This is a genomic window from Bordetella genomosp. 7 (genome assembly GCF_002261415.1).
GTDB lineage: Bacteria > Pseudomonadota > Gammaproteobacteria > Burkholderiales > Burkholderiaceae_B > Bordetella_A.
This window is the reverse complement of the sequence record NZ_NEVI01000014.1, coordinates 25,438-46,287: the sequence shown is the minus strand read 5'-3', so window position 1 is coordinate 46,287 and position 20,850 is coordinate 25,438. Positions and strand designations below refer to the sequence as shown.

The window sequence follows — 20,850 nt, the reverse complement described above, 5'->3', positions numbered from 1 at the left end:
GGGTTCGGGCCGGCGCCTTCGGGCGCCGGTTTTTTTATGCCGCGGGCATGAATTCGGGCCGCAGCACGCCGTGCAGTTCATTGTAGGGGATCAGCAATTCGGGCTGGCCATGCGAATACGGCGCGATGGAATAGGCGTCGTACTTGATGACCATGCCTTCGGGGGTAAGCGCGAAATTGTCGCTTTCCTGGAACGGCCACATGCGGTTGTAGGTTTGCGGATCGCGCTGCGCGTCTTCGTTGCGCGTGAGCCAGGCGGCGTGAGCCCTGCGCAAGGCCTCGACGTATGCGGTCCGGCCGCCGGGCAGCAGGGCTTCGTCCAGCGCCAGCACGCGGTTCTGGTCGCGCTGCCAGTTCAGGTATTGCGTGGCAGGTATCCCGTGCGCCGCGCCCGTCAAATATTGGCCGGTGTGCAATTCGAGCGCGATGATGTTGCCGCTGACGGCCTTGACGCTTGCCTTGAAGATTGTGCTGTCGCGCGACTGGGCGGTTTGCCAGAAGTACTGCGCATACTCTGCCAGGGTGCCGTAGGGCCGCGGCCGGTCGGGATCCACACCCGTCATGTAGGCCAGCACGTGGTCGACCAGTTCGGTCAGCCTGGGAATGTCCGGAAAGGCGACGCTGTCGATCTCGATACGCGGACACTGGCCTTCGCAGCCGGGCCTGGTGCCCTGCCATTGGATCTTCTCGACAGCAAGCCCGGCGACTTGCGCTTCGGTCTTGGTGGGTTGCGGCGTGGCGGACGGCAGGCTGATTGTGTCGGCCGGCGCGCTGGCGCAGCCTGCCAGCACTGCGAGCGCGGCGCCGGCCAGAACGGTGCGGGCGTGCGTCAGGGCGCGGAATAATGGGAAATGGCGGTGCATCAAGGTACCAGGGCTGTCCATTCGGGGGTCGAGAATTTTTCGCGGGCCTGCAGGCGCGCTTGTTCCAGCGTGCTTTCGCCCAACTGCACGGGTTGCAGCGTCGCCAGGCTGCCGAATGTCTGCAGCATGCGTTCGATGATGGCATCGCGCGCCAGGCCGGTCTGGGTGCGCAGGGGGTCGACCCGCTTCTTGGCGCTGGTGGTGCCCTTGTCTGACAGCTTTTCGCGCCCGATGCGCAGCACCTGCACCATTTTATCGGCGTCGATGTCGTACGACATGGTGACATGGTGCAGCACCGCGCCGCTACGGCGAGCCTGGGCCGCGCCGCCGATCTTGCCGCCTTCGGATGTTATGTCGTTCAGCGGCTGGTACCAGGCCTTGATGCCCAGAGCATGCAGCGCACGTATTACCCAGCCGTCGAGGAATTCATACGACTGCTGGAATGTCAGGCCCTGCACCAGCGCCTGGGGCACGCTGAGCGAATAGGTGATGGTGTTGCCGGGTTCCACGAACATCGCGCCGCCGCCGCTGACCCGGCGCACCACGTTGACGCCGTGTCGCCTTGCGCCGTCGGGGTCGACCTCGTTTTTCAGCGACTGGAAGCGCCCGATAATCACGGCCGGCTCGGACCATTCCCAGATGCGCAGCGTGGGCGGGCGCAGGCCCGCGCCCACCTCGTCGGTTATGACGGCGTCCAGTGCCATGTGCAGCGCGGGGGGCTGCGGGCCTTCGTGGACCAGCTGCCATGAATAGTCGTTCCAGTGGGTACGGGTGCTCATGCAAGGGCTCTGCGGATGGTGACGGCCACGGCCTGGGGCGTGAAGCCGAAAAGTTCGGCCTCGGCAGGCAGGCCATCTTGCACGGCCCGTGCAAGGCGGGCTTCGTCGGCGTCGGCGGGCAGGCCTTCCAGCGCCTGGTTGATGAGATCGAGCGCGTCGGGGGGCTCGAGGAAAAAATCGCCGCTCAGGCGTACGTTGGCCAGCTTGCCGTTCTGGACATCAAGATCGACGACCACCAGCTTGCCGCCAGGAACTTTGTATTCTCCGTGCATTGACGTAAGACTCCGGATCAACCCGCCAGTTCCAGCTTCATGCCTTCATGGGTGGCGGCAAAGCCAAGTGATTCGTAGAAGCGCCGCGCCTCGGCGCGCTTTTTGTCGGTAGTGAGCTGGACCAGGCCGCAACCGCGGTCGCGGCACACTTGGATGGCCCACTGGAACATCGCGCGGCCGGTGCCGGCGCCACGTTCGGCCGCCGCCACGCGCACGCTTTCGATCTGCCCGCGCCACATGCCGCGCCGCGACAAGCCCGGTATGAAGCTGAGCTGCAGGCAGCCCACCACGCGGCCGTCGCGTTCGGCAACCGCCAGCAGCTGGTTGGCGTCGCGCTCGATGGCCGCGTAGGCTTGCACATAGCAGTCGCTGGCCGGCAAGGCGGGGTCTTCGCGCCGGTTTCCCAGCACGTCGTCGGCCAGCAGCGCGACGATGGCGTCCAGATCGGCGGGGCGTGCGGGCCGGAATTGCAAGCCAGTATCGGTACTCATGCAGGAACGACGGGTTATTGCAGACAGGCAAGCTTAGCGCACTTGCTGCGATGTCTGGCCGAACAGGATGCGGCGCGATTCTTCGGTGTGTACCGAAGGCGCGGTGTTGATTTCCGCGGCCTTTTCATACGCGCGCCTGGTGGCCGGCCGGGCTTCGATGGCGTGAAACCAGCGTTTGAGATGCGGAAAATCATCCAGGTTCTGCCCCTGGCGCTCGTGCGGGACGATCCACGGGTAAGCCGCCATGTCCGCGATCGAATAATCGCCCGCCACGAACTCGCGATCGGCCAGGCGCTTGTTCAGCACGCCATACAGACGGTTGGTTTCATTGACGTAGCGATCGATGGCGTAGGGAATGCGTTCGGGCGCGTACACCGAGAAATGGTGGTTCTGGCCCGCCATCGGCCCCAGGCCGCCCATCTGCCAGAACAGCCATTGCAAGGTGTCGGCCCGGCCGCGCATATCCCGCGCAATGAATTGGCCTGTTTTGTCTGCCAGATAGAGCAGGATGGCGCCCGACTCGAACAGCGACACCGGTTCGCCGCCATCGGCCGGCTGCCGGTCCACAATGGCGGGTATGCGATTGTTGGGCGCAATGGCCAGGAAATGCGGCTGGAATTGTTCGCCTTTGCTGATGTTGACGGGGTGGATCCGGTACGGCAGGCCGGTTTCCTCCAGAAACATGGTGATCTTGTGACCGTTGGGCGTAGTCCAGTAATAGAGATCGATCATTGAGCGGTTCCTTGCTATGCCGTCGCGGTTGGCGGCTTCAGGTGGGCTGTCCATGATAGCGGGCCGGGGTTGCGGCATGCCGCAAGCCCCGGCCGGCAACGGGGGTATGCGGGGGCGCCCTCAGGCCGCGTCCGCCGGGCGCGCGCAGGCGGACCGGCCTGGCGCCGCCGGGCCCCAGTTCATGCTGACGCCGGCCGCGGCCACCAGTATCAAGCCCACGCCGGCCATCTGCAGCCAGGCCATGCGCTGGCCGTAGAGCGCGTAATCCAGGATGATGGCCGTCGCCGGGTAGATAAAGGCCAGCGCCGCGACCGAGGTGGTCGGCAATTTCTGGATGGCCGAGTACAGCAGAATGTAGGTCAGGGTGGTGTGCACCAGCCCGATGGCTACCAGTGCTCCCCATTCGGCCGGTTCCCCAGGCAGCGCGCTCCAGTCTGCCATAGGCAGCAACAGCAGCGCGCCCAGGCTGACCTGCACCAGCGCCAGCACGTGGGGAGCAATATGCCTGAGCCGCTTCACAATGATGGACGTCACCGCGTACAGCGCTCCGGCGCCCAGCGCGAGCCCCAGTCCGGTCAGGTAGCTGCCGGCCTGGGCAAGGTCTGCGGACTCGATGCGCAGCACCAGCACCAGCCCGCCGAACGCGACCGCCGACCAGCTGAGCTTGCCCAGGCCGGGGCGTTCGCCCAGGAAGATCGCGCCAAGCGCGATCAGGAAAAACGGCTGGAAGTTGTACACCGCGGTGGCCAGAGATATCGAGGCGAGCGGGTACGCCGCGAACAGCAACACCCAGTTCAAGACGATTGCCACGCCGGCCAGCAGGGTCCAGCCCAAAGTGGCCGGCGTAAAAATGCCCGGACGCAGCAGGCCGCGCGCCAGGCAGTACACCAACAGCCCTACGGCGCCGAACACGCAACGCAGGAACACCACGTTCCAGGCGCTTTGCCCCGACTCCAGCACAAAGACTCCCACGGTGCCCGATATTCCCATGGCAGCGGCCATCTGGACCAGGCCGCCGCGTTCACTGTTTGGCTTCATTGCAGTTCTCCCGCTGGGGCATCGATGAGCGATGCCGGCAGGAAAAATTATCCCAGGCCAATACGCGGCGTAATATAACTATCGTATTGAATGTTCGCCGAGAAACCTTTTTTTATTAGGGAAATAATCGCATGAACCTAACAAGCGAAAATGGCGTCCTGGATGGCATCGATCGCCGCCTGCTCGAGATGCTGGCGGCCAATGCACGCGTCACCACCGCGCAGCTGGCGCGGCAGGTAGGCATGTCGCCGCCCAGTGTGGCCGACCGCGTGCGCAGGCTCGAAGAGGCCGGCATCCTGCGCGGATATACGGTAGACGTAGACCCTGTCGCGTTGGGCTATACGCTGACGGCCATTGTGCGCATACGCCCGCTGCCCGGGCAGTTGCGCAAGGTAGAAAAGCTGATCGCGGGCATCGGCCAGTTTGTCGAATGCGACAAGGTGACGGGCGACGACTGTTTCATTGCCCGGTTGCTGCTGCAGTCGATTTCGCAACTCGACGCGGTGCTGGACCGCATCAACGAATGTGCGCAGACCAATACCGCCATCGTCAAGGCCACCACGGTGCGGCGGCGTTTGCCGCCGCTGCAGGGGCAGCGCGCATAGCGCCCGCGAAGGGCTCAGGTGGAAGCGTCGCAGGCCCGCACGATGTCGTCCTTCAGAGCCGCCGGTTTGTCAGTGGGCGCATAGCGCCTGATGACACGCCCGTCGCGCCCCACCAGGAACTTGGTGAAGTTCCACTTGATGGCTTCCGTGCCCAGCACGCCCGGCTTTTCCCCCTTGAGCCAGCGGAACAGCGGGTGGGCATGGGCGCCATTGACCTCGACCTTGGCGAACATCGGAAACGTCACGCCGTACTCGCGGCTGCAGAATTCGCCGATGGTCGCCTCGTCGCCGGGCTCCTGGTTGCCGAACTGGTTGCAGGGAAAGCCCAGCACGGTGAGGCCCGACGCGCGATAGTCCCGGTACAGTGCCTCGAGGCCGGCGTATTGCGGCGTAAAGCCGCATTTCGACGCCACGTTCACCACCAGCAGCACCTGTCCGCGATAGATCTCCAGGGGCTGCTCGTTGCCGCCCAGGTCGGTGGCCGAAAATTCGTAGATAGTGCTCATGGGCGTACCTCTGTTATAGGAAAGCCGCTGTTGCGGTGGGCGCTGCGCCAGTGTAATGCGCGAGTAGGGCCGCTTAAACCAATTGCAGGTCTTGTGGTTCGACACCCGGAAAGACTTCTTGCAGGCGGCGGCCGTCCAGGCCATACAGGCGCGCGAACAGGCCGGCGAACACGGCGCGATAGTCGTTCAGGACGGGGTAGTCACGGTCCTGGTGCAGCGTGTCGGGGCGTACTTCTACCTGGTTTCCGGCCACGCGGCCGCCGCGCACGCCGCCGCCCAGTACCCAATACACGGTTCCATGCCCATGGTCGGTGCCCTTGCTGCCATTTTCGCGGAACGTGCGACCGAACTCGCTGATGACCACCACCGTGGTGTCGCGCCAGGCAGGGCCCATCGCGGCCTTGTAAGAAACCAGGGCGCGGCCGAGCTGCCCCAGCTTGCTGGCGAGCGTGCCCTGTATGCCGCCTTGGGCCACGTGAGTATCCCATCCCCCAACGTCCAGAAAGCCCAGGTTGTAGCGCTCGGCCATCAGGCGGCCCACGCGCGTCGCCTCGCGTTCAAGCTGGCTGCCCGGAATGGCTTTGCCATTGGCCTGTTGCATTTCTTGTTCGAGTTCGCGGCGCGCGATGGCGCTCAGTTCGATGCCTTCATTCACCGCTGCGCTGAACTCGGTATCGCGGTACATCTGGCCGATGGCCTCGGTGCGGCTTGCACCCAATATCTGACGGCCCGTCCGGCCTGCCAGATCGATGTTCGGCACTGGAAGCGCACCACGCCAGATCTGCGGCACGTCCGTCGTAAATGACACAGGGCGCGTCGTATCCCTGCCCAGCGTCTCTGCCAGGCGATTCAGAAATCCATTGCGGTAGCGGTTGCGGGGGGCAGCGGGTTGGCCCAGCTCAATGGCGTTCTGTGTGGCGAAATGGCTGCGACTGAGGTCGCCGGTGCCGGCGAAAGGAATGAAGGCCAGCTCGCGCGCCTTGTACAACGGCGCCAGCGTGGCTTGCATGGCAGGATGCAGGCCCCAGCCGTCGGTCAGCGCCAGCGCGGCGACGGCGTCATCGCCCGGTCGCGGGATGGCGATAGTGGGCCGGGCTTCATAGTAAAAGTCGCTGGAAACCGGTATGAGCAGGCTGCTGCTGTCGTACGCGCCGCGCATGAACACGACCAGCAGCCGGGGCGCGCCTTGCGGCGCGGCGAACAGATGGGTGCCAAGCAAAGCCAGAGGGGCGCTTGCTGCGAATTTGAGCAGGTCTCGTCGTTGCATCATCGTATCCGGCGCAGGCCTACCTGCGCATGAATTCAGGGGAAGCCAGCAGGTAAGTGTTGGCGTCTTGTATCGTCCGAGCTGACTCGATGGCCTGCCGCGTGGCGGGCGATAGTGCTTCGTAGCGCTGTGTGCGTTTATAGATGTCGGGCAGGCTCGGAACAGGAGGCAACTGCACAGGGGGCTTTTGGCCGGCTGCCTGGTAGAAGCGCCCTGGCGCCACGATCACGCGCCGCGCCCAGTCAAAACGGCTTGTAAGTTGGCCCGATCCCGACCATTCGGACTGGGTCAACGGGTAACCGTCAGGCGTAATGCGCCTGTATAGCGGCTGGCCAAGCCGGTTGAGCCATTGATTGGCTGTATCCACGCGCGCCACCGGAGGAAATTCGGCATACGCCAGGCGCAGCGACGAATAGACGTAATGCATCGGGTCTTTGAATTTTCCGGCATCCAATGACGCAATGAACGGCTGCGATGCAAACAGGGTGCGCAAGGTGGCCGCGATATCTCCGTCGCTGGACTGGAATGTCTTGGCCATCGCGGCCACCAGATCGTCGGGAGGGCGGTCAGCCACGAAAAACTGGGCCAGCTTTCGGCTGATGTGGCGCGCCGTTGCCGGATGACGCGCCAGGATATCTATCGCTTCGTCTACTTCGGCAAGACCGGTCCCCGCGATCTTCCGCTGTAGAAACAGCTTGTCTCCGTAGTCGTGAAAGCGTGGGTTGAACAGGAAATTGCCTTCCTGCACGACTTGGCTGCGGAGTTCGGCCGGCACTTTGGGAGGGGTACTGCGATAGTTGACCCCCAGGCCGGTCAGGATACGCGCCAGTTCCTGCACGTCTTTTTGTGAGTAGCCGCCGTCCACGCCCAGCGTGTGCAGTTCCATCAGCTCGCGCGCATAGTTTTCGTTGATACGGCCGGCGCGGTTGTAATGGTTATCCAGATACAACAGCATGGACGGAGAGCGGACGGTCGCAGCCAGCAGGTCGTGAAACCTGCCCAGGGCGTGTGGCCGTACCGCGCGGTCTTCATAGTCGGCCAGCGCAACCCCGACGTGGCCCTTGGGGGCGTACATGTTGAAGTGGTTCATCCAGAACCAGGTCATTTGCTCGTGCAGCTGGTTCGACGAATACAGAGCGCGCCAGGTGGTGCGCCGTGCGGTGTCTGCAGCGCGAGTGCTGGCGATCGCCTGTATCCGCCGGCGCATCGCCGTCTTTTCGGGGCCATCAGGCATATCTCGCAGCAACTGCCGGTATTCGCTGATCTTGGCGAATGCCGCCGACGCGCTCTGTTGCGAAATCGTCAGGCGGTCGATGTGACCTTGTATGGCCCGGGGCAGCTGTGGCGTGGCCGGGGCCGAAAGCTGCGCATCGATATAGCCCTGCGTTCCCAATTTGCGGGCGCGTTCGAACTCAGCTGGCGTAAATCCCCAGGTCAGGCGGTCGACCAGGGCGGGCAGCGCCGCAGGGTCGATGGCGGGCGGGGCCGCCGCGGCGGGCGCTGCCGCCCATGCGGCACACCAGGCCAACCCCGCAGCCCAGTAGATCAGGCGACGAACCGATATCACCGTGTTCCCTCGTAGAAAGCTCTGCTGCGCACATGCCGCAGCAGCATTGCTGTTCAGACTATCATGGGCCAGGCAATGGCCTATCGGCCTTGATACGCCCTGACACAGTTGGTTCAGTCTTGCTGTGAGGCGGGGCAGGAGAGGAAACATGCTTGATTTGGTAGATCGGCTGCAGGCCATGCTGGCCAAAGGCCAGGACAACTTGCTTTTGCGTTTCTCGCTGGGCAAAGCTTATGCCGAGCGGGAAGAGTTCGACACCGCGGCCATGCATCTGCGCGCTGCGCTCGAGTTCGATCCGGGCTACTCCGTGGCCTGGAAATGGCTGGGCAAGGCCTTGCAGGGGCAGGGCGATGTCGATGGCGCCCGCGCAGCGTGGCAATCGGGCATTGACGCGGCCAGCGCGCGCGGCGACCAGCAGGTGGTGAAAGAGCTGCAGGTGTTTCTCAAGCGGCTGGACAAGGCGGCAAACCGGTGAACCCGCCCGGATGGAGACCCGGGCCGGCGCCGGCGGTTCGTTGTTGACGCGCGGGTCGGCCGGTTATGTAATCGTCGGGAGTCAGGCGCAGCGAGATGGAAGACCGATGGACGATGCACCGCAGTACACCGACGGCCAGGCGTGGCACGGCAAGACCGGCCGGGATGCCCTGCAGGGGCTTTGGCGCCTGCTGGATATGCCCGACGAAGCGATGGACTACATCGATCTTTCCGGTGGCGAGCCGGCGCTGCCGTCGTCGTTCGCAGTGGGCGTGGCCGCGCAGGCCAGCATGGCGGCCGCCGCGCTGGCCGCGGCAGAGCTGTGGCATTTGCGGGGTGGCAGGCGGCAGCGGGTGGCCGTGGACATGTTGCATGCCGCGCATGAATGCCGCAGCTATTTCACACTGGATGGCGTGGCGCCCGATGTGCACGACAAGCTTACCGGTGTGTATCGGTGCGGCGACGGCGGATGGGTGCGCATCCATGCCAACTTCGCGCATCACCGGGACGGGGCGCTGGCCTTGCTTGGCCTGCCCGCCGGGGCGGCCACCGGGCGCGAGCAGGTCGAGCAGGCATTGTCAAAGTGGCGGGCGCTCGATTTCGAGGACCGCGCCGCCGAGGCCGGCCTGGTGGTCTCTGCCATGCGCACCTTCGAACAATGGGACCGTCACCCGCAGGGGCTGGCCCTGGCCGGACAGCCGCCCGTCACTATCGAGCGCATCGGGCACGCCGACCCGCGCCCCTTGCCCCGCTACGGGCACGACGCCCGTCCGCTCAAAGACATACGGGTGCTCGACCTGACGCGCATCATCGCAGGTCCGGTGTGCGGGCGGGCCCTGGCCGCATATGGCGCGGACGTCATGCTGATCAACTCGCCCCGCCTGCCCAATATCGACACCATTGCCGAGACCAGCCGGGGCAAGCTGTCGGTGCACGCCGATCTCGAAACCGCCGATGGCCGCATCGCGCTGGCCAACCTGCTGCGCAGCGCGCATATTTTCGTGCAAGGGTATCGGCCCGGCGCCATGCCATCGCTGGGCTTTGGCCCGGAAGAAGCGGCGCGCATGCGGCCGGGCATCGTATATGTGTCGCTGTCCGCCTACGGCAATAGCGGCCCGTGGGCGGGGCGGCGCGGCTTCGATTCGCTGGTGCAGACCGCCACCGGTTTCAACCATGCCGAAGGCCTGGCGGCCGGTGTTTGCGCGCCCCGGCCCATGCCTGTGCAGATCCTGGACCACGCATCCGGTTACCTGATGGCCTACGGCGCCCAGGCGGCGCTGGCGCGCCAGGCAACGGAAGGAGGCTCGTGGCACGTGCGGGTATCGCTGGCACAGACGGCGGGGTGGCTGCGCTCGCTGGGCCGCGTACCGGGCGGCCTGCAGATCGCCACGCCTCCCATCGACGGCTTCCTGGAGCAGGAAACGTCCGGCTTCGGCCAATTGGCTGCGGTGCGGCATGCCGCGCAGTTTTCCCTGACGCCGGCGCGCTGGGCGCGGCCGTCGATGCCGCCCGGATCGCACCCCACGGTGTGGCCCTTCAGCTAGGGTTCGCCGCCTGCCTGCGGGCCGCTGAATTGGGTAGACTGTTGGTTTGGCATAGGAGCTCGTATGTCTGCGACCATTTATCACAATCCCAGGTGCAGCACGTCGCGCAACGTGTTGCAAATGATCCGCGATGCCGGCATCGAACCCACTGTTATCGAATACCTGAAATCGCCGCCGTCGCGCCAGACTCTGGCTGGCCTTATCCAGCAGTCGGGGCTGACAGTGCGCGAAGCGGTGCGCACCAAAGAATCGCTTTACCAGGAACTGGGGCTGGACGCCGAAGGGGTATCCGACAGCGATTTGCTGGACGCCATGGCCGACAACCCCATTCTCATCAACCGGCCGTTCGTGGTCACCGAACAGGGCGCACGCCTGTGCCGCCCCGCCGAGCGCGTGCTCGAAATCCTGCCTGGCGCAACGCGCTGATTGCGCTGGCCCAGCCGCCCTAGCGGCGGCTGGCGGGGTGGGCTGCGCGCCAGTCGCGCAGCGCCTGCAGCGTATTGCCTACATGGCGGTCGGGGCTCATGTCTGTGTAGGCGTAAAGAATCCTGCTGTCCGGCGTGATCACGTACGACACCCGCTTGGCATATTCCGGCCGCCTGTCGTGTACGGCGTCATAAGCCTTCATGACCGTCCGGTCTTCGTCGGCAGCTACCGCGAATTTGCCGCGGCATTCGCTTACCGAGAACTTCTTCAGAGTGTCGATATCGTCGGCCGACACGCCGATGACGGTTGCCCCCAGCGACTTGTACTCGTCTACGGCTTCGGCAAAATTGCGCGCCTCGATTGTGCAGCCCTGCGTGAATGCCGCCGGATAGAAATACAGCACCACCGGTCCGCGGGCCAGCGCCTGGCTGAGCGTAAAGGTGTAGGCTTGCCCGCCCAGCGAGGCCGGGACGGTAAAGTCGGGGGCCGGGGCGCCCGCCGGCAATTCGGCGTGCGCGGCGCTGGCGACGGACAGGCCCAGCGTCAGCGCCAGCAAGGCAATAACAGGCTTCATGGTGGTTTCCCGGGTACGTGGCCGCGGCGCCGCTCATTGGCAGCGGCGCTCATGTTCCTCATGCTAGCACCGCCTGGCCGGCTGCGAACCAAGAAAAAGGGCCCGTCTGTGCGGGCCCATGCTTGCGGATGCCGATGCGCGGCGTCAGTTCCAGCGGCCGCCCGGGCTCGCGAGGCTGAAGCGCCCGGCGCCCATGAAGGCCACCGCCAGCCCGCTGAACAGGAACATGCCTTGCAGTTCCAGGGCCCAGCCGCCTTGCGGGGTCATGCTGAACAACTGCCCCATGTGCGCCAGGAAGATCGCAAATACCATGTTGATGGCGATCAGCAGGCCGCCAATGCGGCTATAGATGCCCAGTATCACCAGCAGCGGCGCGATAACCTCGCCGATATAGGCGCCATAGGCCACGAAGCCCGGCAACCCGTGCGACGACAGCATGCCGGATATGCCACCCACGCCCCCCGACAATTTCGCCAGGCCGTGCAACAGCACCAGGATGCCCACGCTCAGGCGCAGGATGAGCTTGCCGGTATCGTCAGATTTCATCATGGAAAATTCTCTTGTGTTTGTTGATGGGCCGCGGCAGCTGGCCGCAGTGGCGCAGGGGCTTATTCGCGGGCGCAGTCATTATTGCAAATCTTCCATGAATGGCAATAGGCGGGGCAGGACAGCGTCGAGCCGCCCGGGACCCGTCGTGCGTCTTTTCTGCTAAGGTCGTAGCAAGGCCGGTGGGCCGGCCTGAAGGAGGCCTGTTCATGTCCAAAGTCATGTCCGACCCCTGGTGCTCCGGCGTGATTCCGCCTTATATGCTGGATCGCCTGGCGCGGCACGCCAGTCCGCGGGTGCGCCAACGCGCGCTGGCCACGCTGCACATCGACCGGCAGGAGCGCAGCTTGCGCCCCACGCGGGCAACGCTGCTGGCCCAGCGTCAGGCGCCGGGCGCCGCGTTGCACCCGCCAGGCCAGGTCCAGCGCGCCGTCTACAGCGCAGCCCACGGTACCGCGCTGCCAGGCCAGCTGGTGCGAACAGAAGGGCAGCCGCCCAGCGGCGACCTTGCGGCAGACGAGGCATACGCGCACCTGGGCGCTACGTACGAGTTCTTCTGGAAGGTATACCGGCGCCACTCCATCGACAACGCGGGCCTGCCTCTGGTGGGCACCGTGCATTACGGCGAAGACTACGACAATGCGTTCTGGAACGGCACCCAGATGGTGTTTGGCGACGGCGACGGCGAAATATTCAACCGCTTTACGGTGGCCGTGGACATCGTGGGCCACGAGCTCGCCCATGGCGTGATCGACCACGAGGCCGCCCTGCAATATCAGGGCCAGTCGGGGGCGCTGAATGAATCCCTGTCGGATGTGTTCGGCGTGCTGGTCAAGCAATACCAGGCCGGTCAGCGTGCGGACCAGGCCGACTGGCTGGTCGGCGCCGGCCTGTTCACGCAGGCGGTCAACGCCAAGGCGTTGCGCTCGATGGCCCAACCCGGCTCGGCCTACGATGACCCGGCGCTGGGCAAGGACCCGCAACCCGCACATATGCGCGACTATGTACATACGTCCGACGACAACGGCGGCGTGCATATCAATTCGGGCATTCCCAACCGGGCGTTCTACCTGGCGGCCACAGCCCTGGGCGGCCCGGCCTGGGAACGCGCGGGCCGCGTCTGGTATGACGTCCTGCGCGACAGGCGCCTGGGCGCGCAGGCCGACTTCGCCACCTTTGCCCGGTTGACGGTGGATGCCGCGAGCGCCGACCCCGCAACCCGCCAGGCTGTCAGCGACGCCTGGAGCCAGGTAGGGGTGCTGCCGTGATCGAACTGCCGCCGCTGTCAGAGGCGACCTGGGTGCGTGTGTCGCGGCAGGGCGGCATCGCCTATGTACCCGCACGCGCCGCGCCGCGCGATTTCGATTTGCGGCAATGCCCGGAAGCCTTGCGGCGCGAAGTGTGCCAGGCGCTGCAGCAGGCCGCGCCGCTGGCAGGCCCGGAAGATGCGCCGGGGGGCGACCAGCGCTATTTCCGCATAGAGATCGAGTTTGTCGGCCGCGCGCCCGGCGTGCAGTTTCAGGTGCCCGAGGCCCTGGCGCCTGAAGGGTTGGTGCGGCTGTGGAAGCGCGGCTAGCTCGCAGGCAAGGCGCGGCTATTTCACCAAGGTGACCGGCACGGGGGCCAGCGCGATGACTTTGTGGGCCACGGAACCCAGCAGCAGCCCGGGCAGGGCGCTGAGTCCGCGCGTGCCCATGACGATATGGTCGCAGGCGTGCGACCGGGCATAGTCGGCAATGACCTGCGCCGACTGGCCCGCCTGTACGGCCACATGCAGGGCCAGGCCGGATTGTTCGGCGATTTTTCGTGCTTCGTCCAGCGCCTTGGCGCCTTCTTCGTTGTAGTAGTCGTGGACTTCCTGCTTGCTCAGGAACATGCGTGCGTGGCCCGACAGGATGGGCAGCGGGGCGTTGAGCAAATGCAGTTCGGCTTCGGCGTGCTGGCCAGTCATCGTGATTGCGGTATTCAGTGCGCGCAGGGCGCAATCGGAACCATCGATGGGGACCAGGATCTTGAACATGGCAGCTCCGGAAAGGTAAATGCAATCGTGAATTAATAACCCAGCATAGCGGATCGTCTCGATGGAAACTTGATATAAGTCAAACGTTAGGCGGCCTGCCGTATGCGGGAATGCACGCGCGCGGGCGCGGCGGCGCCTGCACCGCCATGTCGTTTTAAGCCGACGGACCGGCTTCGATGTGTGGACTGTCGCCGGACAGCGTGCCGGTATCCAGGTAGGACGATGCCTGCGCGGTGCCGAGCGAATTGCGTACCCATACCAGCTCAGCGGCCACGGCGACGGCAATTTCGGCCGGCGTGCGGCTGGCGATGCGCAGGCCCACCGGCCCGTGCAGGCGCGCAATGTGCGCATCGTCGAGGTCGAACTGACGCAGGCGTTCGCGGCGCTTGGCCTGGTTGGCGCGCGAACCCAGGGCGCCAACATAGAAAGCGGGGGACTTCAGGGCCTCGAGCAGGGCCATGTCGTCAAGCTTGGGGTCGTGGGTCAGGGCGACGATGGCGGTGCGTGCGTCCACCCCGATCTCGAGTACCGCATCATCGGGCATGCTGGTCAGCAGGGCGCAGTGCGGCACATCCCAGTCTGCATACACCTCTTCGCGCGGATCGCATACCAGCACGCGGAAGTCGAGCATCGTGGCGATGCCGCCGAGCGCGCGCGCGGTCTGGTTGGCGCCTATGATCAGCAGCCGCCATTGCGGCCCGTAGACAGCGCGCAAGATCCGGCCATCGAAGTCCGGACCGTCGGCCGGGTCGGCCGCCGTCACCGCGCAGCTGCCCGTTTGCAGGTCCAGGGTGCGGGCGACCAGTTGCTGCGCGTCGATGGCGGCCAGCACAGGGGCCAGCCATTGCGCGCCCGCCAGCGGCTCGATGACCAGGCGCAGCGTGCCGCCGCAAGGCAGGCCAAAGCGCGCCGCCTCGTCGCTGGTGACGCCGTAGCTGACGCGTTCGGGCTTGTCGGGAAGCCGGCCGGCCCGGGCGCGGCTGACCAGATCGTCTTCAACACAGCCGCCGGATACCGAACCGGCGATGCGCCCGTCAGCGCGCAGCGCCATCAGGGCGCCCGCCTGGCGCGGGGCGGAGCCCCAGGTCTGGGCCACGGTTGCCAGGTGCACCGTGTGGCCCTGGGCAAGCCAGTCGCGCGCCTGGCGCAGTACGTCCATATCCAGCGGGTTCATAAATTAGCGTTTCCTGTGAGCAGGTCTTGGGGGACATCGATATCGATCAGGATGCCGGGATCATTGCATTCGATTTCACGCGCGCCGTGGCGCGCCAACACGGTCCGGGCGCCCGAATCCCCTTCGAGCCCGGCCAGTTCGGGCAGGAAGGCTGCGCCGAACACCACCGGGTGGCCGCGCCTGCCCTGGTAAACGGGCGCCACGATGCAGTCCGGGCTGGCCTGTTGCAGCAGCAGGCGCAAAGTGGCGGGGCTCAGCCAGGGCATGTCGGCCAGCGCAACGACGCATCCTGGCGGTTGCCCGCCAGCGGCCGGTCGAGACAGCAGATGGCGGGCGGCGGCGGCCAGAGAGATGCCCATGCCGCGCGGTGGGGGCGGCGCCTGCAGGATGGAGCACCCCAGCCGGGACAGCGTGGTGGCGAGTTCCGGCGGTTGACCGGCTACCACCGCGACGGTATCGGGCAAGACCGAAAGCAAGGTGGCGGCGCTGGCCTGGGCCACCAGGCGACCATCGGGAAGGGCAGCGAGAAGCTTGTGGGCGCCGTCGCCCTGGCCGAGGCGCGCAGCCCGGAATCGCGAGCCTTCACCGGCCGCGAGCAATACCCCCACGCAATGATGTCCTGCCACCGTCACCGGCCCTGTTCCTTCCGCACCCGGGATATCTGAGATTAGGCCCCGTTCAGGGCATCGTCAAGCCGCCCGGCGCGGCGCACGGGCAGATGCGTCCGGCAGCCGCCTGACTCTGTCGGCGCATTGGGTAACCTGGGGCGTACGGGCGTGTACAAAAAGGAATGGCGGAACCCGTGGCACAGGTTCCGCCGTGGCCGCGTTCGCGGACTGGCTTTCAGGCCAGCTTCATGTCTGCATACATGTCGTCGGTCAGGCTGGCCAGGGCCATGTCCGCGCGAGGCGTATCGTTCGACACGCCGGCCAGCGCCGAATTGGCTTTCGGCATGCCGGTCGTCCCGGCCAGGCGCATGGTAGCGCGGGGCATGTTGTATGCCAGGGCCATGCTTGCGCGAGGCATGTTGTACGAAAGGTCGTCAGACAGGCTGGCCTTGGTCATGTAGGGCTTGCTCACGTCCCCGGTGGCGGCCAGGCGGGCTTTTTTGCCCGCCGGCCCGGCGATATCGTTACGGTCCAGGGCCGCCCGGGTCATGTTGGCGCCGGGGATGGCCGCGTTGGAAATCGCGGCCTTCTTCATGTCGTGCTTGTGGATAGTGTTGGCGGCGGAAGCGGCGCCGGCCATCAGGGCCAGGGTCATGGAAACAGCGCAGATTACGGTCTTTTTCATGATGAAGTTCTCCAGTAGGTAGCGGCGGTGCCGCGGGTTGAAAGCACTTTCGGAGGCGTTTCCGTTAGTGCATGACTGGCATGTTAGGGGCCGGGTATTGACTGTCCGTTGAAGGGCACGAAGGTGTGCGCGGAGTCCTGTCAGAGGAAGTTCAACGTTTCTTCAACGCAGGGGCGGGACGGGGCCGCTCTGGGGCGGTGCGGTGGCGGGGGCGCTTTGACGCGACGGGCGTGTGTGGGCGGCATCCTGAGGGTGCAGGACAACGATGTGCGGCGCCGTAGCCGCCCGACGGCGCGCGAGGCGGCTGACCGCAAGCGCACGCGGCTATTGCGGTGGTTCGACGGGCGCCAGGGGCAGGTCCAGCAGGCGTGCGAGGGTGCGCGCATCCCCGGGCGCCTTGACCTTGATGTCGTTGTCGAAATAGCAATAGACGTCGCGCGCGCCGTAAGCGCGCCCGGGGCGCGGACCGGCGCGCCGCGCATCACGCGGCTCTTTGCCGCGCGACCAGGCGCGGATACGGCTGGCCCAGCGCCTCAATGCGTCATCGGTGTAGCCGCTGGCGTACAGTTCCTTGTCGCCGTGCAGCCGCAGATACGCGAAGTCGGCGGTGGCGTCTTCGAGCAGCGGCCATTTTCCGGCGGTGTCGGCGGTGACCAGGGCGACGTTATGGGCGCGTAGCATTTGCACAAATTCGGCGCAGGCAAAACTGTCGTGGCGGATTTCGACGGCATGGCGCACGGGGCGGCGCGGGCCCGGATCCAGCGCGGCGCGCCCAGCCATGCGCTGGTCGTGCCGCGCGGCCAGCCGGGCCGCGGCGTGAGTGTCGCCTGGCAGTAACGACAGGAAGCGCTCGAAACGTTCCGGGTCAAACCGCATCGAAGGCGGAAATTGCCACAGGATGGGGCCCAGCTTTTCTTGCAGTTCGAACAGTCCCGAGGCCAGGAAGTTCGCCAGGGGCGTCTCGATATCGCGCAGCCGCAGACGGTGGGTAATGAAGCGCGTGCCCTTGACGCTGAACATAAACCCGGGCGGCGTGGCGTCGCGCCAGCGGGCGAACCATTCCGGCCGCTGCAGCGAATAGAACGTGCCGTTGATTTCGATCGTGGGCACCTGGTGCGAAGCGTAGGTGAGTTCCTGCGCTTGCGGCAGGTCGTCGGGATAAAACGTGCCGCGCCAGGGAACATAGCGCCAGCCGGAAATGCCTATCCGGATGGCGCTTGGATGTGTGGCCGGTGGAGTCATGGCATGACAGGCAGACGAGACGCCGCCAGCCAGCAAGAAACGGGCCGCGCCCGGCGGCGCGCGCTTAAAGCTCGAGCACGATCTTCTTGCCCGCCGCCCGCGAACAGCACGACATCATCTTCGAGTTGGACGCCCGTTCGCCGCGGGTCAGCACCACATCGCGATGATCGACGTCACCGGCCAGCACGCGGACCTCGCACGAGCCGCACAACCCCTCTTCGCAATCACTCTGGACATCGATATTGGCCGCGCGCAGCGCCGCCAGCAGCGTCTGGTCCGCCGCCACGTGGACGACCAGACCCGAATCTTTGAGCTCCGCTTCGAATGCGTGTTCGCGGGATGGATCCAGCTTGCCGGCCGCGGAATGAAAATGCTCGACGCGCAGCGCGTCTTCCGGCAGGCCGCGATCGGCACAAGCGGCGGCCAGCGCATCCAGCATGCGCTGCGGCCCGCATGCGTAGATCTGGGTATGGGCGGGAGTGCGTTCCAACAGGGCAGGGAAGTCGTTGCGCCGCTGCTCGTCCGATACATAGACATGCAGACGGTCGCCGTGCAGGCCGGCCAGTTCGTCCAGCATCGCCATGCCGGCGCGTGTACGGCCGCTGTAGTGCAGCTGGTAGTCGATGCCTTGTTCGCGGGCTGCGCGCGCCATGGCGCTGATAGGCGTAATGCCGATGCCGCCCGCCACCAACAGCACATGCCGGGCGTCGGGGTCGAGCCGGAAATGGTTGCGGGGGCCGCGGATGCGCAGCCTGTCGCCAGGCCGGACATGGCTGTGCACCCATTGCGAACCGCCGCGTCCCGCCGGTTCGCGCAGCACGGCAATTTCAAAACTGGTGCTGTCGGCAGGATCTCCGCACAGGGAATACTGCCGTGACATGCCGGTGTCGCCGCATTCGATGTCGATATGCGCGCCGGGCGCCCAGCGCGGCAGGGGGGCGCCATCCTGGCTGGCCAGGCGCAACCGCACGATGCCGCGGCAGGCGGGTTCTGCGCTTTGCACCACCACCGTACGGGTAATGGCATGGACGGTCGGCTCGCCGATGCGCGCCGGGTGCTGTACGCGCAGCAATTCCGGGCGTTGACGTTCCGGATTGAGGGCCGGGTCCCATTCCACCCACAGGTGCTCCGGACCACGGAACGAGGTATTGGGCAGGTAGGTGAACTTCTGTTCGGCCAGTTGCATGTGCGGTAGCCGCCGCGTGAATTCCTGCAGGAAGATCTGCATTTCCATGCGGGCCAGGTTCTTGCCCATGCATTGGTGCGCGCCGTAGCCAAAGGTGAGCTGGTCAGTGGCGTTCTCGCGCCGGATGTCGAACAGGTCGGCATCGGCGAAATGCCGTTCATCGTGGTTGGCCGACGACGACACGATAAGCAGCTTGGCACCGGCCGGAATCTTCACGCCGGAGATTTCCACATCTTTGGTGGCCAGCCGCCGCCATGCCGCCACTGAGCCATTGTGGCGCAGGCATTCCTCCACGGCATTGGGAATCAGGCCCGGGTCTTCGCAGATGTCGCGCCAGGCCTGTGGATGCTGCAGCAGCAGCTTCATGGCATTGGCCGACGCGTTAGCGGTGGTTTCGTGGGCGGCCACGATGCCGGCCATCATCATCGAATGCAGATATGAGTCCGTGACGATATCCGGATATTCTTTCTGCTTGCGTATGCCGTACTGCATCCAACCGGGGCCCGACGGATCGCGCCGCATTTTTTCCAACACCTTGCCGGCGAACTGCCAGAAGTTGCCCACGGCGTGCGCCACCGCCACCTGTTCCTCCGGCCTGGGGCGGCCCCACGTATTCACCGTGTGCGCAATGGAATACTTGCGCAGCATATCCATGTCTTCTTCGGGCACGCCCAGGAAGTGCAGGGCCACGGTCAGGGGCACCTCCCACAGCATCTGGTCGACCAGGTCGGCGCGCCCATCATCGATAAAGCGGTCGACATACTCGCGCGTCAGGCGCCGCACCAGCGGTTCGTGATGCTTGAGCGCGGCGGGCGTAAAGGGTTCCATCAGCACGCGCCGCCGGGGCATATGCGCGGGCTCGTCTTCGTTGACCAGCGTGCGGTTCATCGCATAGCCGTACGATTCCAGCACGGCATTCGCCTCGGGGCCGGTCGGGGTGATTTTCTCCAGGGCGATCGACGGGCTGAAGGTCAGGTTGTCGCGGAAGATCGCCTTAATGTCGTCGTAGCGCGTCACGACCCAGTAGCCCAGCTTGGGGCTGTAGAACACCGGCTCTTGTTCCCGCGCCCAGCGCAGGTACTCGGGCGGGTCCTGCTGATAGGCATCGCCAAAGGGGTCGAACTCCGCGGCGCGCGGGCTGACGGGGCAGCCCGCGCCGGACGCGGTGTGGTCGATGGGGCAGCCCGACGGGCGGGCCGTTTCGATCGGGGTCATGACGGGCGAACCTCAGTCCAGCTTGATGTTCAGGTCCTGGATCAGTTTGTGCCAGCGGGCGCGTTCGCGCTGCAGCAGGGCGTTGAACTCCGCGGGGGTGTCGCCCACCGGCTCTACGCCGAAATCGACCAGGCGCTTATTGACGGCGGGATCATTGATGGCCGCCACCAATCGTTTGTTCAGGGCGTCGACGACCGCGGGCGACGTCTTGGCGGGCACCACCAGCCCCACCAGGGCGGCGGCCTCGACATTCTTGTAGCCCAGCTCGGCAAAGGTGGGCACATCGGGCAGCTGGGGCAGGCGGGTGGGGTTGGCCACCGCCAGGGGCCGCACCTTGCCTGCCTTGATAAAGCCGGCCCCTGCGGCCATGTCCACCATCATTGCGGGTACCTGCCCCGCGGCCAGGTCGGCCAGCGCCGGCGCGGCGCCGCGATACGGGACGTGCACCATGTTATTCAGGCCGGTCTCGACCTTGAACAGCTCCATGGCCAGGTGGTGCGGGCTGCCAGCCCCGGCCGAAGCGAAGTTCATGCCGCTTTGCTGGCCGCGCGCCTCGTCGATGAACGTCTTGACATCGGTGGCCTTGCTGCCCGGGCCGACCACCAGGATCATGGGGAACTTGCCCATCAGGGATACGGGCGCCAGGTCTTTGCCCGGGTCGTACGACAGCTGCTTGTAGAGCACCGGGTTGAAGACCAGTGTGCCGTTGTCGGCCGACAGCATGGTGTAGCCATCGGGCGCCGAGCGCGCGGTCTCGGACGCGCCGATGGCCGTGTTGCCGCCCGGCTTGTTGTCCACCACGACGGGTTGGCCGATGCGCTCGGACAGCGCCTGCCCGATGGTGCGGGCCAGGAAGTCGGACCCGCCGCCGGCGGCGTAGGGCACGATCCAACGCAGCGGCTTGCTGGGGTAGTCCTGGGCGGCTGCGCCGGCGGGCGCCAGTATCGGCAGGGCCAGCAGCCCGATAGTCATCAGGGTTTTGCGCAGGGACATGGTCTCTCTCCAAAGGGTGCGCGCATGGCGCGGTTCTTATTCTT

At 65.7% G+C, this 20,850-nt stretch carries 24 protein-coding genes; 6 read left to right on the top strand and 18 right to left on the bottom strand.

Annotated features, from left to right (window positions below; genetic code table 11):
- Nucleotides 1-34 precede the first annotated feature (34 nt).
- The 6 genes from CAL18_RS07150 to CAL18_RS07125 all read right to left on the bottom strand — a co-directional run bounded on the left by CAL18_RS07150 (nucleotide 35) and on the right by CAL18_RS07125 (nucleotide 4,174).
- Entirely contained in the window at nucleotides 35-862 is an 828-nt protein-coding gene (locus CAL18_RS07150) for a DUF3298 domain-containing protein (RefSeq protein ID WP_094817713.1), read from the bottom strand.
- On the bottom strand, nucleotides 862-1,641 hold the full coding sequence (locus CAL18_RS07145) for a lipoate--protein ligase family protein (protein WP_094817608.1): 780 nt from the start codon (nucleotides 1,639-1,641) through the stop codon (nucleotides 862-864). The genes CAL18_RS07150 and CAL18_RS07145 overlap by 1 nt, the downstream gene beginning before the upstream one ends.
- Entirely contained in the window at nucleotides 1,638-1,913 is a 276-nt protein-coding gene (locus CAL18_RS07140) for a lipoate protein ligase C-terminal domain-containing protein (RefSeq protein WP_038852006.1), read from the bottom strand. The genes CAL18_RS07145 and CAL18_RS07140 overlap by 4 nt, the downstream gene beginning before the upstream one ends.
- Before the next feature lie 17 nt (nucleotides 1,914-1,930).
- Entirely contained in the window at nucleotides 1,931-2,404 is a 474-nt protein-coding gene (locus CAL18_RS07135; protein ID WP_094817607.1) for a GNAT family N-acetyltransferase, read from the bottom strand.
- A 33-nt stretch (nucleotides 2,405-2,437) separates the two neighbouring features.
- The gene (locus CAL18_RS07130) at nucleotides 2,438-3,136 is read right to left on the bottom strand and encodes a glutathione binding-like protein (protein WP_026638583.1); all 699 of its coding nucleotides are present in this window, start codon (nucleotides 3,134-3,136) and stop codon (nucleotides 2,438-2,440) included.
- Nucleotides 3,137-3,256: 120 nt separating this feature from the next.
- Nucleotides 3,257-4,174, bottom strand: coding sequence for a DMT family transporter (locus CAL18_RS07125; RefSeq protein WP_094817606.1), 918 nt, complete (start codon nucleotides 4,172-4,174; stop codon nucleotides 3,257-3,259).
- A 131-nt stretch (nucleotides 4,175-4,305) separates the two neighbouring features.
- Between CAL18_RS07125 and CAL18_RS07120 the strand changes: the two genes are divergently transcribed.
- Nucleotides 4,306-4,779, top strand: coding sequence for an Lrp/AsnC family transcriptional regulator (locus tag CAL18_RS07120; RefSeq protein WP_094817605.1), 474 nt, complete (start codon nucleotides 4,306-4,308; stop codon nucleotides 4,777-4,779).
- A 14-nt stretch (nucleotides 4,780-4,793) separates the two neighbouring features.
- On the opposite strand, the gene CAL18_RS07115 is transcribed toward CAL18_RS07120, so the two are convergent.
- From CAL18_RS07115 to CAL18_RS07105, 3 genes are all read right to left on the bottom strand, one after another.
- Nucleotides 4,794-5,285: a glutathione peroxidase gene (locus tag CAL18_RS07115; RefSeq protein ID WP_026638581.1), complete on the bottom strand. Its 492-nt coding sequence runs from the start codon at nucleotides 5,283-5,285 to the stop codon at nucleotides 4,794-4,796.
- A 73-nt stretch (nucleotides 5,286-5,358) separates the two neighbouring features.
- A complete protein-coding gene (locus CAL18_RS07110) occupies nucleotides 5,359-6,552 on the bottom strand; it encodes a DUF1501 domain-containing protein (protein WP_094817712.1) in 1,194 nt (397 codons plus the stop codon).
- 19 nt (nucleotides 6,553-6,571) lie between these two features.
- Nucleotides 6,572-8,119, bottom strand: coding sequence for a DUF1800 domain-containing protein (locus CAL18_RS07105; protein ID WP_249278385.1), 1,548 nt, complete (start codon nucleotides 8,117-8,119; stop codon nucleotides 6,572-6,574).
- A 148-nt stretch (nucleotides 8,120-8,267) separates the two neighbouring features.
- On the opposite strand from CAL18_RS07105, the gene CAL18_RS07100 reads away from it, so the two are divergent.
- The 3 genes from CAL18_RS07100 (at nucleotide 8,268) to arsC (ending at nucleotide 10,563) form a co-directional block, all read left to right on the top strand.
- A complete protein-coding gene (locus CAL18_RS07100; protein ID WP_094817603.1) occupies nucleotides 8,268-8,594 on the top strand; it encodes a tetratricopeptide repeat protein in 327 nt (108 codons plus the stop codon).
- A gap of 106 nt (nucleotides 8,595-8,700) precedes the next feature.
- Entirely contained in the window at nucleotides 8,701-10,137 is a 1,437-nt protein-coding gene (locus CAL18_RS07095; RefSeq protein ID WP_094817602.1) for a CoA transferase, read from the top strand.
- A 63-nt stretch (nucleotides 10,138-10,200) separates the two neighbouring features.
- Nucleotides 10,201-10,563: an arsenate reductase (glutaredoxin) gene (arsC, locus tag CAL18_RS07090; protein WP_094796568.1), complete on the top strand. Its 363-nt coding sequence runs from the start codon at nucleotides 10,201-10,203 to the stop codon at nucleotides 10,561-10,563.
- Nucleotides 10,564-10,582: 19 nt separating this feature from the next.
- Here arsC and CAL18_RS07085 read toward each other — a convergent pair whose 3' ends face one another.
- On the bottom strand, nucleotides 10,583-11,137 hold the full coding sequence (locus CAL18_RS07085) for a peroxiredoxin (RefSeq protein WP_094817601.1): 555 nt from the start codon (nucleotides 11,135-11,137) through the stop codon (nucleotides 10,583-10,585).
- Between the two features lie 144 nt (nucleotides 11,138-11,281).
- Nucleotides 11,282-11,686 (bottom strand): DoxX family protein, encoded by a 405-nt coding sequence (locus CAL18_RS07080; protein ID WP_026638574.1) that lies wholly within the window; start codon nucleotides 11,684-11,686, stop codon nucleotides 11,282-11,284.
- Between the two features lie 206 nt (nucleotides 11,687-11,892).
- On the opposite strand from CAL18_RS07080, the gene CAL18_RS07075 reads away from it, so the two are divergent.
- The gene (locus tag CAL18_RS07075; protein WP_094817600.1) at nucleotides 11,893-12,951 is read left to right on the top strand and encodes a M4 family metallopeptidase; all 1,059 of its coding nucleotides are present in this window, start codon (nucleotides 11,893-11,895) and stop codon (nucleotides 12,949-12,951) included.
- Nucleotides 12,948-13,259, top strand: coding sequence for a protealysin inhibitor emfourin (locus CAL18_RS07070; protein WP_094817599.1), 312 nt, complete (start codon nucleotides 12,948-12,950; stop codon nucleotides 13,257-13,259). Before CAL18_RS07075 ends, CAL18_RS07070 begins: the two co-directional genes overlap by 4 nt.
- An 18-nt stretch (nucleotides 13,260-13,277) precedes the next feature.
- Here CAL18_RS07070 and CAL18_RS07065 read toward each other — a convergent pair whose 3' ends face one another.
- From CAL18_RS07065 to CAL18_RS07035, 7 genes are all read right to left on the bottom strand, one after another.
- Nucleotides 13,278-13,703 (bottom strand): universal stress protein, encoded by a 426-nt coding sequence (locus tag CAL18_RS07065; protein WP_094817598.1) that lies wholly within the window; start codon nucleotides 13,701-13,703, stop codon nucleotides 13,278-13,280.
- A 154-nt stretch (nucleotides 13,704-13,857) separates the two neighbouring features.
- Nucleotides 13,858-14,877: an XdhC family protein gene (locus CAL18_RS07060; RefSeq protein WP_026638570.1), complete on the bottom strand. Its 1,020-nt coding sequence runs from the start codon at nucleotides 14,875-14,877 to the stop codon at nucleotides 13,858-13,860.
- The gene (locus CAL18_RS07055) at nucleotides 14,874-15,485 is read right to left on the bottom strand and encodes a nucleotidyltransferase family protein (protein WP_249278384.1); all 612 of its coding nucleotides are present in this window, start codon (nucleotides 15,483-15,485) and stop codon (nucleotides 14,874-14,876) included. Before CAL18_RS07055 ends, CAL18_RS07060 begins: the two co-directional genes overlap by 4 nt.
- Nucleotides 15,486-15,720: 235 nt before the next feature.
- Nucleotides 15,721-16,170, bottom strand: coding sequence for a hypothetical protein (locus CAL18_RS07050; protein ID WP_026638568.1), 450 nt, complete (start codon nucleotides 16,168-16,170; stop codon nucleotides 15,721-15,723).
- Nucleotides 16,171-16,494: 324 nt separating this feature from the next.
- On the bottom strand, nucleotides 16,495-17,412 hold the full coding sequence (locus CAL18_RS07045) for a DUF72 domain-containing protein (RefSeq protein WP_094817596.1): 918 nt from the start codon (nucleotides 17,410-17,412) through the stop codon (nucleotides 16,495-16,497).
- Between the two features lie 64 nt (nucleotides 17,413-17,476).
- The gene (locus tag CAL18_RS07040; protein WP_094817595.1) at nucleotides 17,477-19,813 is read right to left on the bottom strand and encodes a cytochrome P450/oxidoreductase; all 2,337 of its coding nucleotides are present in this window, start codon (nucleotides 19,811-19,813) and stop codon (nucleotides 17,477-17,479) included.
- A gap of 12 nt (nucleotides 19,814-19,825) precedes the next feature.
- Nucleotides 19,826-20,806: a Bug family tripartite tricarboxylate transporter substrate binding protein gene (locus CAL18_RS07035; RefSeq protein ID WP_094817594.1), complete on the bottom strand. Its 981-nt coding sequence runs from the start codon at nucleotides 20,804-20,806 to the stop codon at nucleotides 19,826-19,828.
- Nucleotides 20,807-20,850: the final 44 nt, after the last annotated feature.

Bases quoted from the DNA above. Each gene is read 5' to 3' on its own strand.
- CAL18_RS07120 (WP_094817605.1), top strand. From the start codon at position 4,306: ATGAACCTAACAAGCGAAAATGGCGTCCTGGATGGCATCGATCGCCGC.
- CAL18_RS07115 (WP_026638581.1), bottom strand. From the start codon at position 5,285: ATGAGCACTATCTACGAATTTTCGGCCACCGACCTGGGCGGCAACGAG.
- CAL18_RS07045 (WP_094817596.1), bottom strand. From the start codon at position 17,412: ATGACTCCACCGGCCACACATCCAAGCGCCATCCGGATAGGCATTTCC.
- CAL18_RS07085 (WP_094817601.1), bottom strand. From the start codon at position 11,137: ATGAAGCCTGTTATTGCCTTGCTGGCGCTGACGCTGGGCCTGTCCGTC.
- CAL18_RS07150 (WP_094817713.1), bottom strand. From the start codon at position 862: ATGCACCGCCATTTCCCATTATTCCGCGCCCTGACGCACGCCCGCACC.
- CAL18_RS07035 (WP_094817594.1), bottom strand. From the start codon at position 20,806: ATGTCCCTGCGCAAAACCCTGATGACTATCGGGCTGCTGGCCCTGCCG.
- CAL18_RS07100 (WP_094817603.1), top strand. From the start codon at position 8,268: ATGCTTGATTTGGTAGATCGGCTGCAGGCCATGCTGGCCAAAGGCCAG.
- CAL18_RS07125 (WP_094817606.1), bottom strand. From the start codon at position 4,174: ATGAAGCCAAACAGTGAACGCGGCGGCCTGGTCCAGATGGCCGCTGCC.
- CAL18_RS07130 (WP_026638583.1), bottom strand. From the start codon at position 3,136: ATGATCGATCTCTATTACTGGACTACGCCCAACGGTCACAAGATCACC.
- CAL18_RS07050 (WP_026638568.1), bottom strand. From the start codon at position 16,170: ATGAAAAAGACCGTAATCTGCGCTGTTTCCATGACCCTGGCCCTGATG.
- arsC (WP_094796568.1), top strand. From the start codon at position 10,201: ATGTCTGCGACCATTTATCACAATCCCAGGTGCAGCACGTCGCGCAAC.
- CAL18_RS07135 (WP_094817607.1), bottom strand. From the start codon at position 2,404: ATGAGTACCGATACTGGCTTGCAATTCCGGCCCGCACGCCCCGCCGAT.
- CAL18_RS07095 (WP_094817602.1), top strand. From the start codon at position 8,701: ATGGACGATGCACCGCAGTACACCGACGGCCAGGCGTGGCACGGCAAG.
- CAL18_RS07140 (WP_038852006.1), bottom strand. From the start codon at position 1,913: ATGCACGGAGAATACAAAGTTCCTGGCGGCAAGCTGGTGGTCGTCGAT.
- CAL18_RS07110 (WP_094817712.1), bottom strand. From the start codon at position 6,552: ATGCAACGACGAGACCTGCTCAAATTCGCAGCAAGCGCCCCTCTGGCT.
- CAL18_RS07065 (WP_094817598.1), bottom strand. From the start codon at position 13,703: ATGTTCAAGATCCTGGTCCCCATCGATGGTTCCGATTGCGCCCTGCGC.
- CAL18_RS07145 (WP_094817608.1), bottom strand. From the start codon at position 1,641: ATGAGCACCCGTACCCACTGGAACGACTATTCATGGCAGCTGGTCCAC.
- CAL18_RS07060 (WP_026638570.1), bottom strand. From the start codon at position 14,877: ATGAACCCGCTGGATATGGACGTACTGCGCCAGGCGCGCGACTGGCTT.
- CAL18_RS07080 (WP_026638574.1), bottom strand. From the start codon at position 11,686: ATGATGAAATCTGACGATACCGGCAAGCTCATCCTGCGCCTGAGCGTG.
- CAL18_RS07040 (WP_094817595.1), bottom strand. From the start codon at position 19,813: ATGACCCCGATCGAAACGGCCCGCCCGTCGGGCTGCCCCATCGACCAC.
- CAL18_RS07075 (WP_094817600.1), top strand. From the start codon at position 11,893: ATGTCCAAAGTCATGTCCGACCCCTGGTGCTCCGGCGTGATTCCGCCT.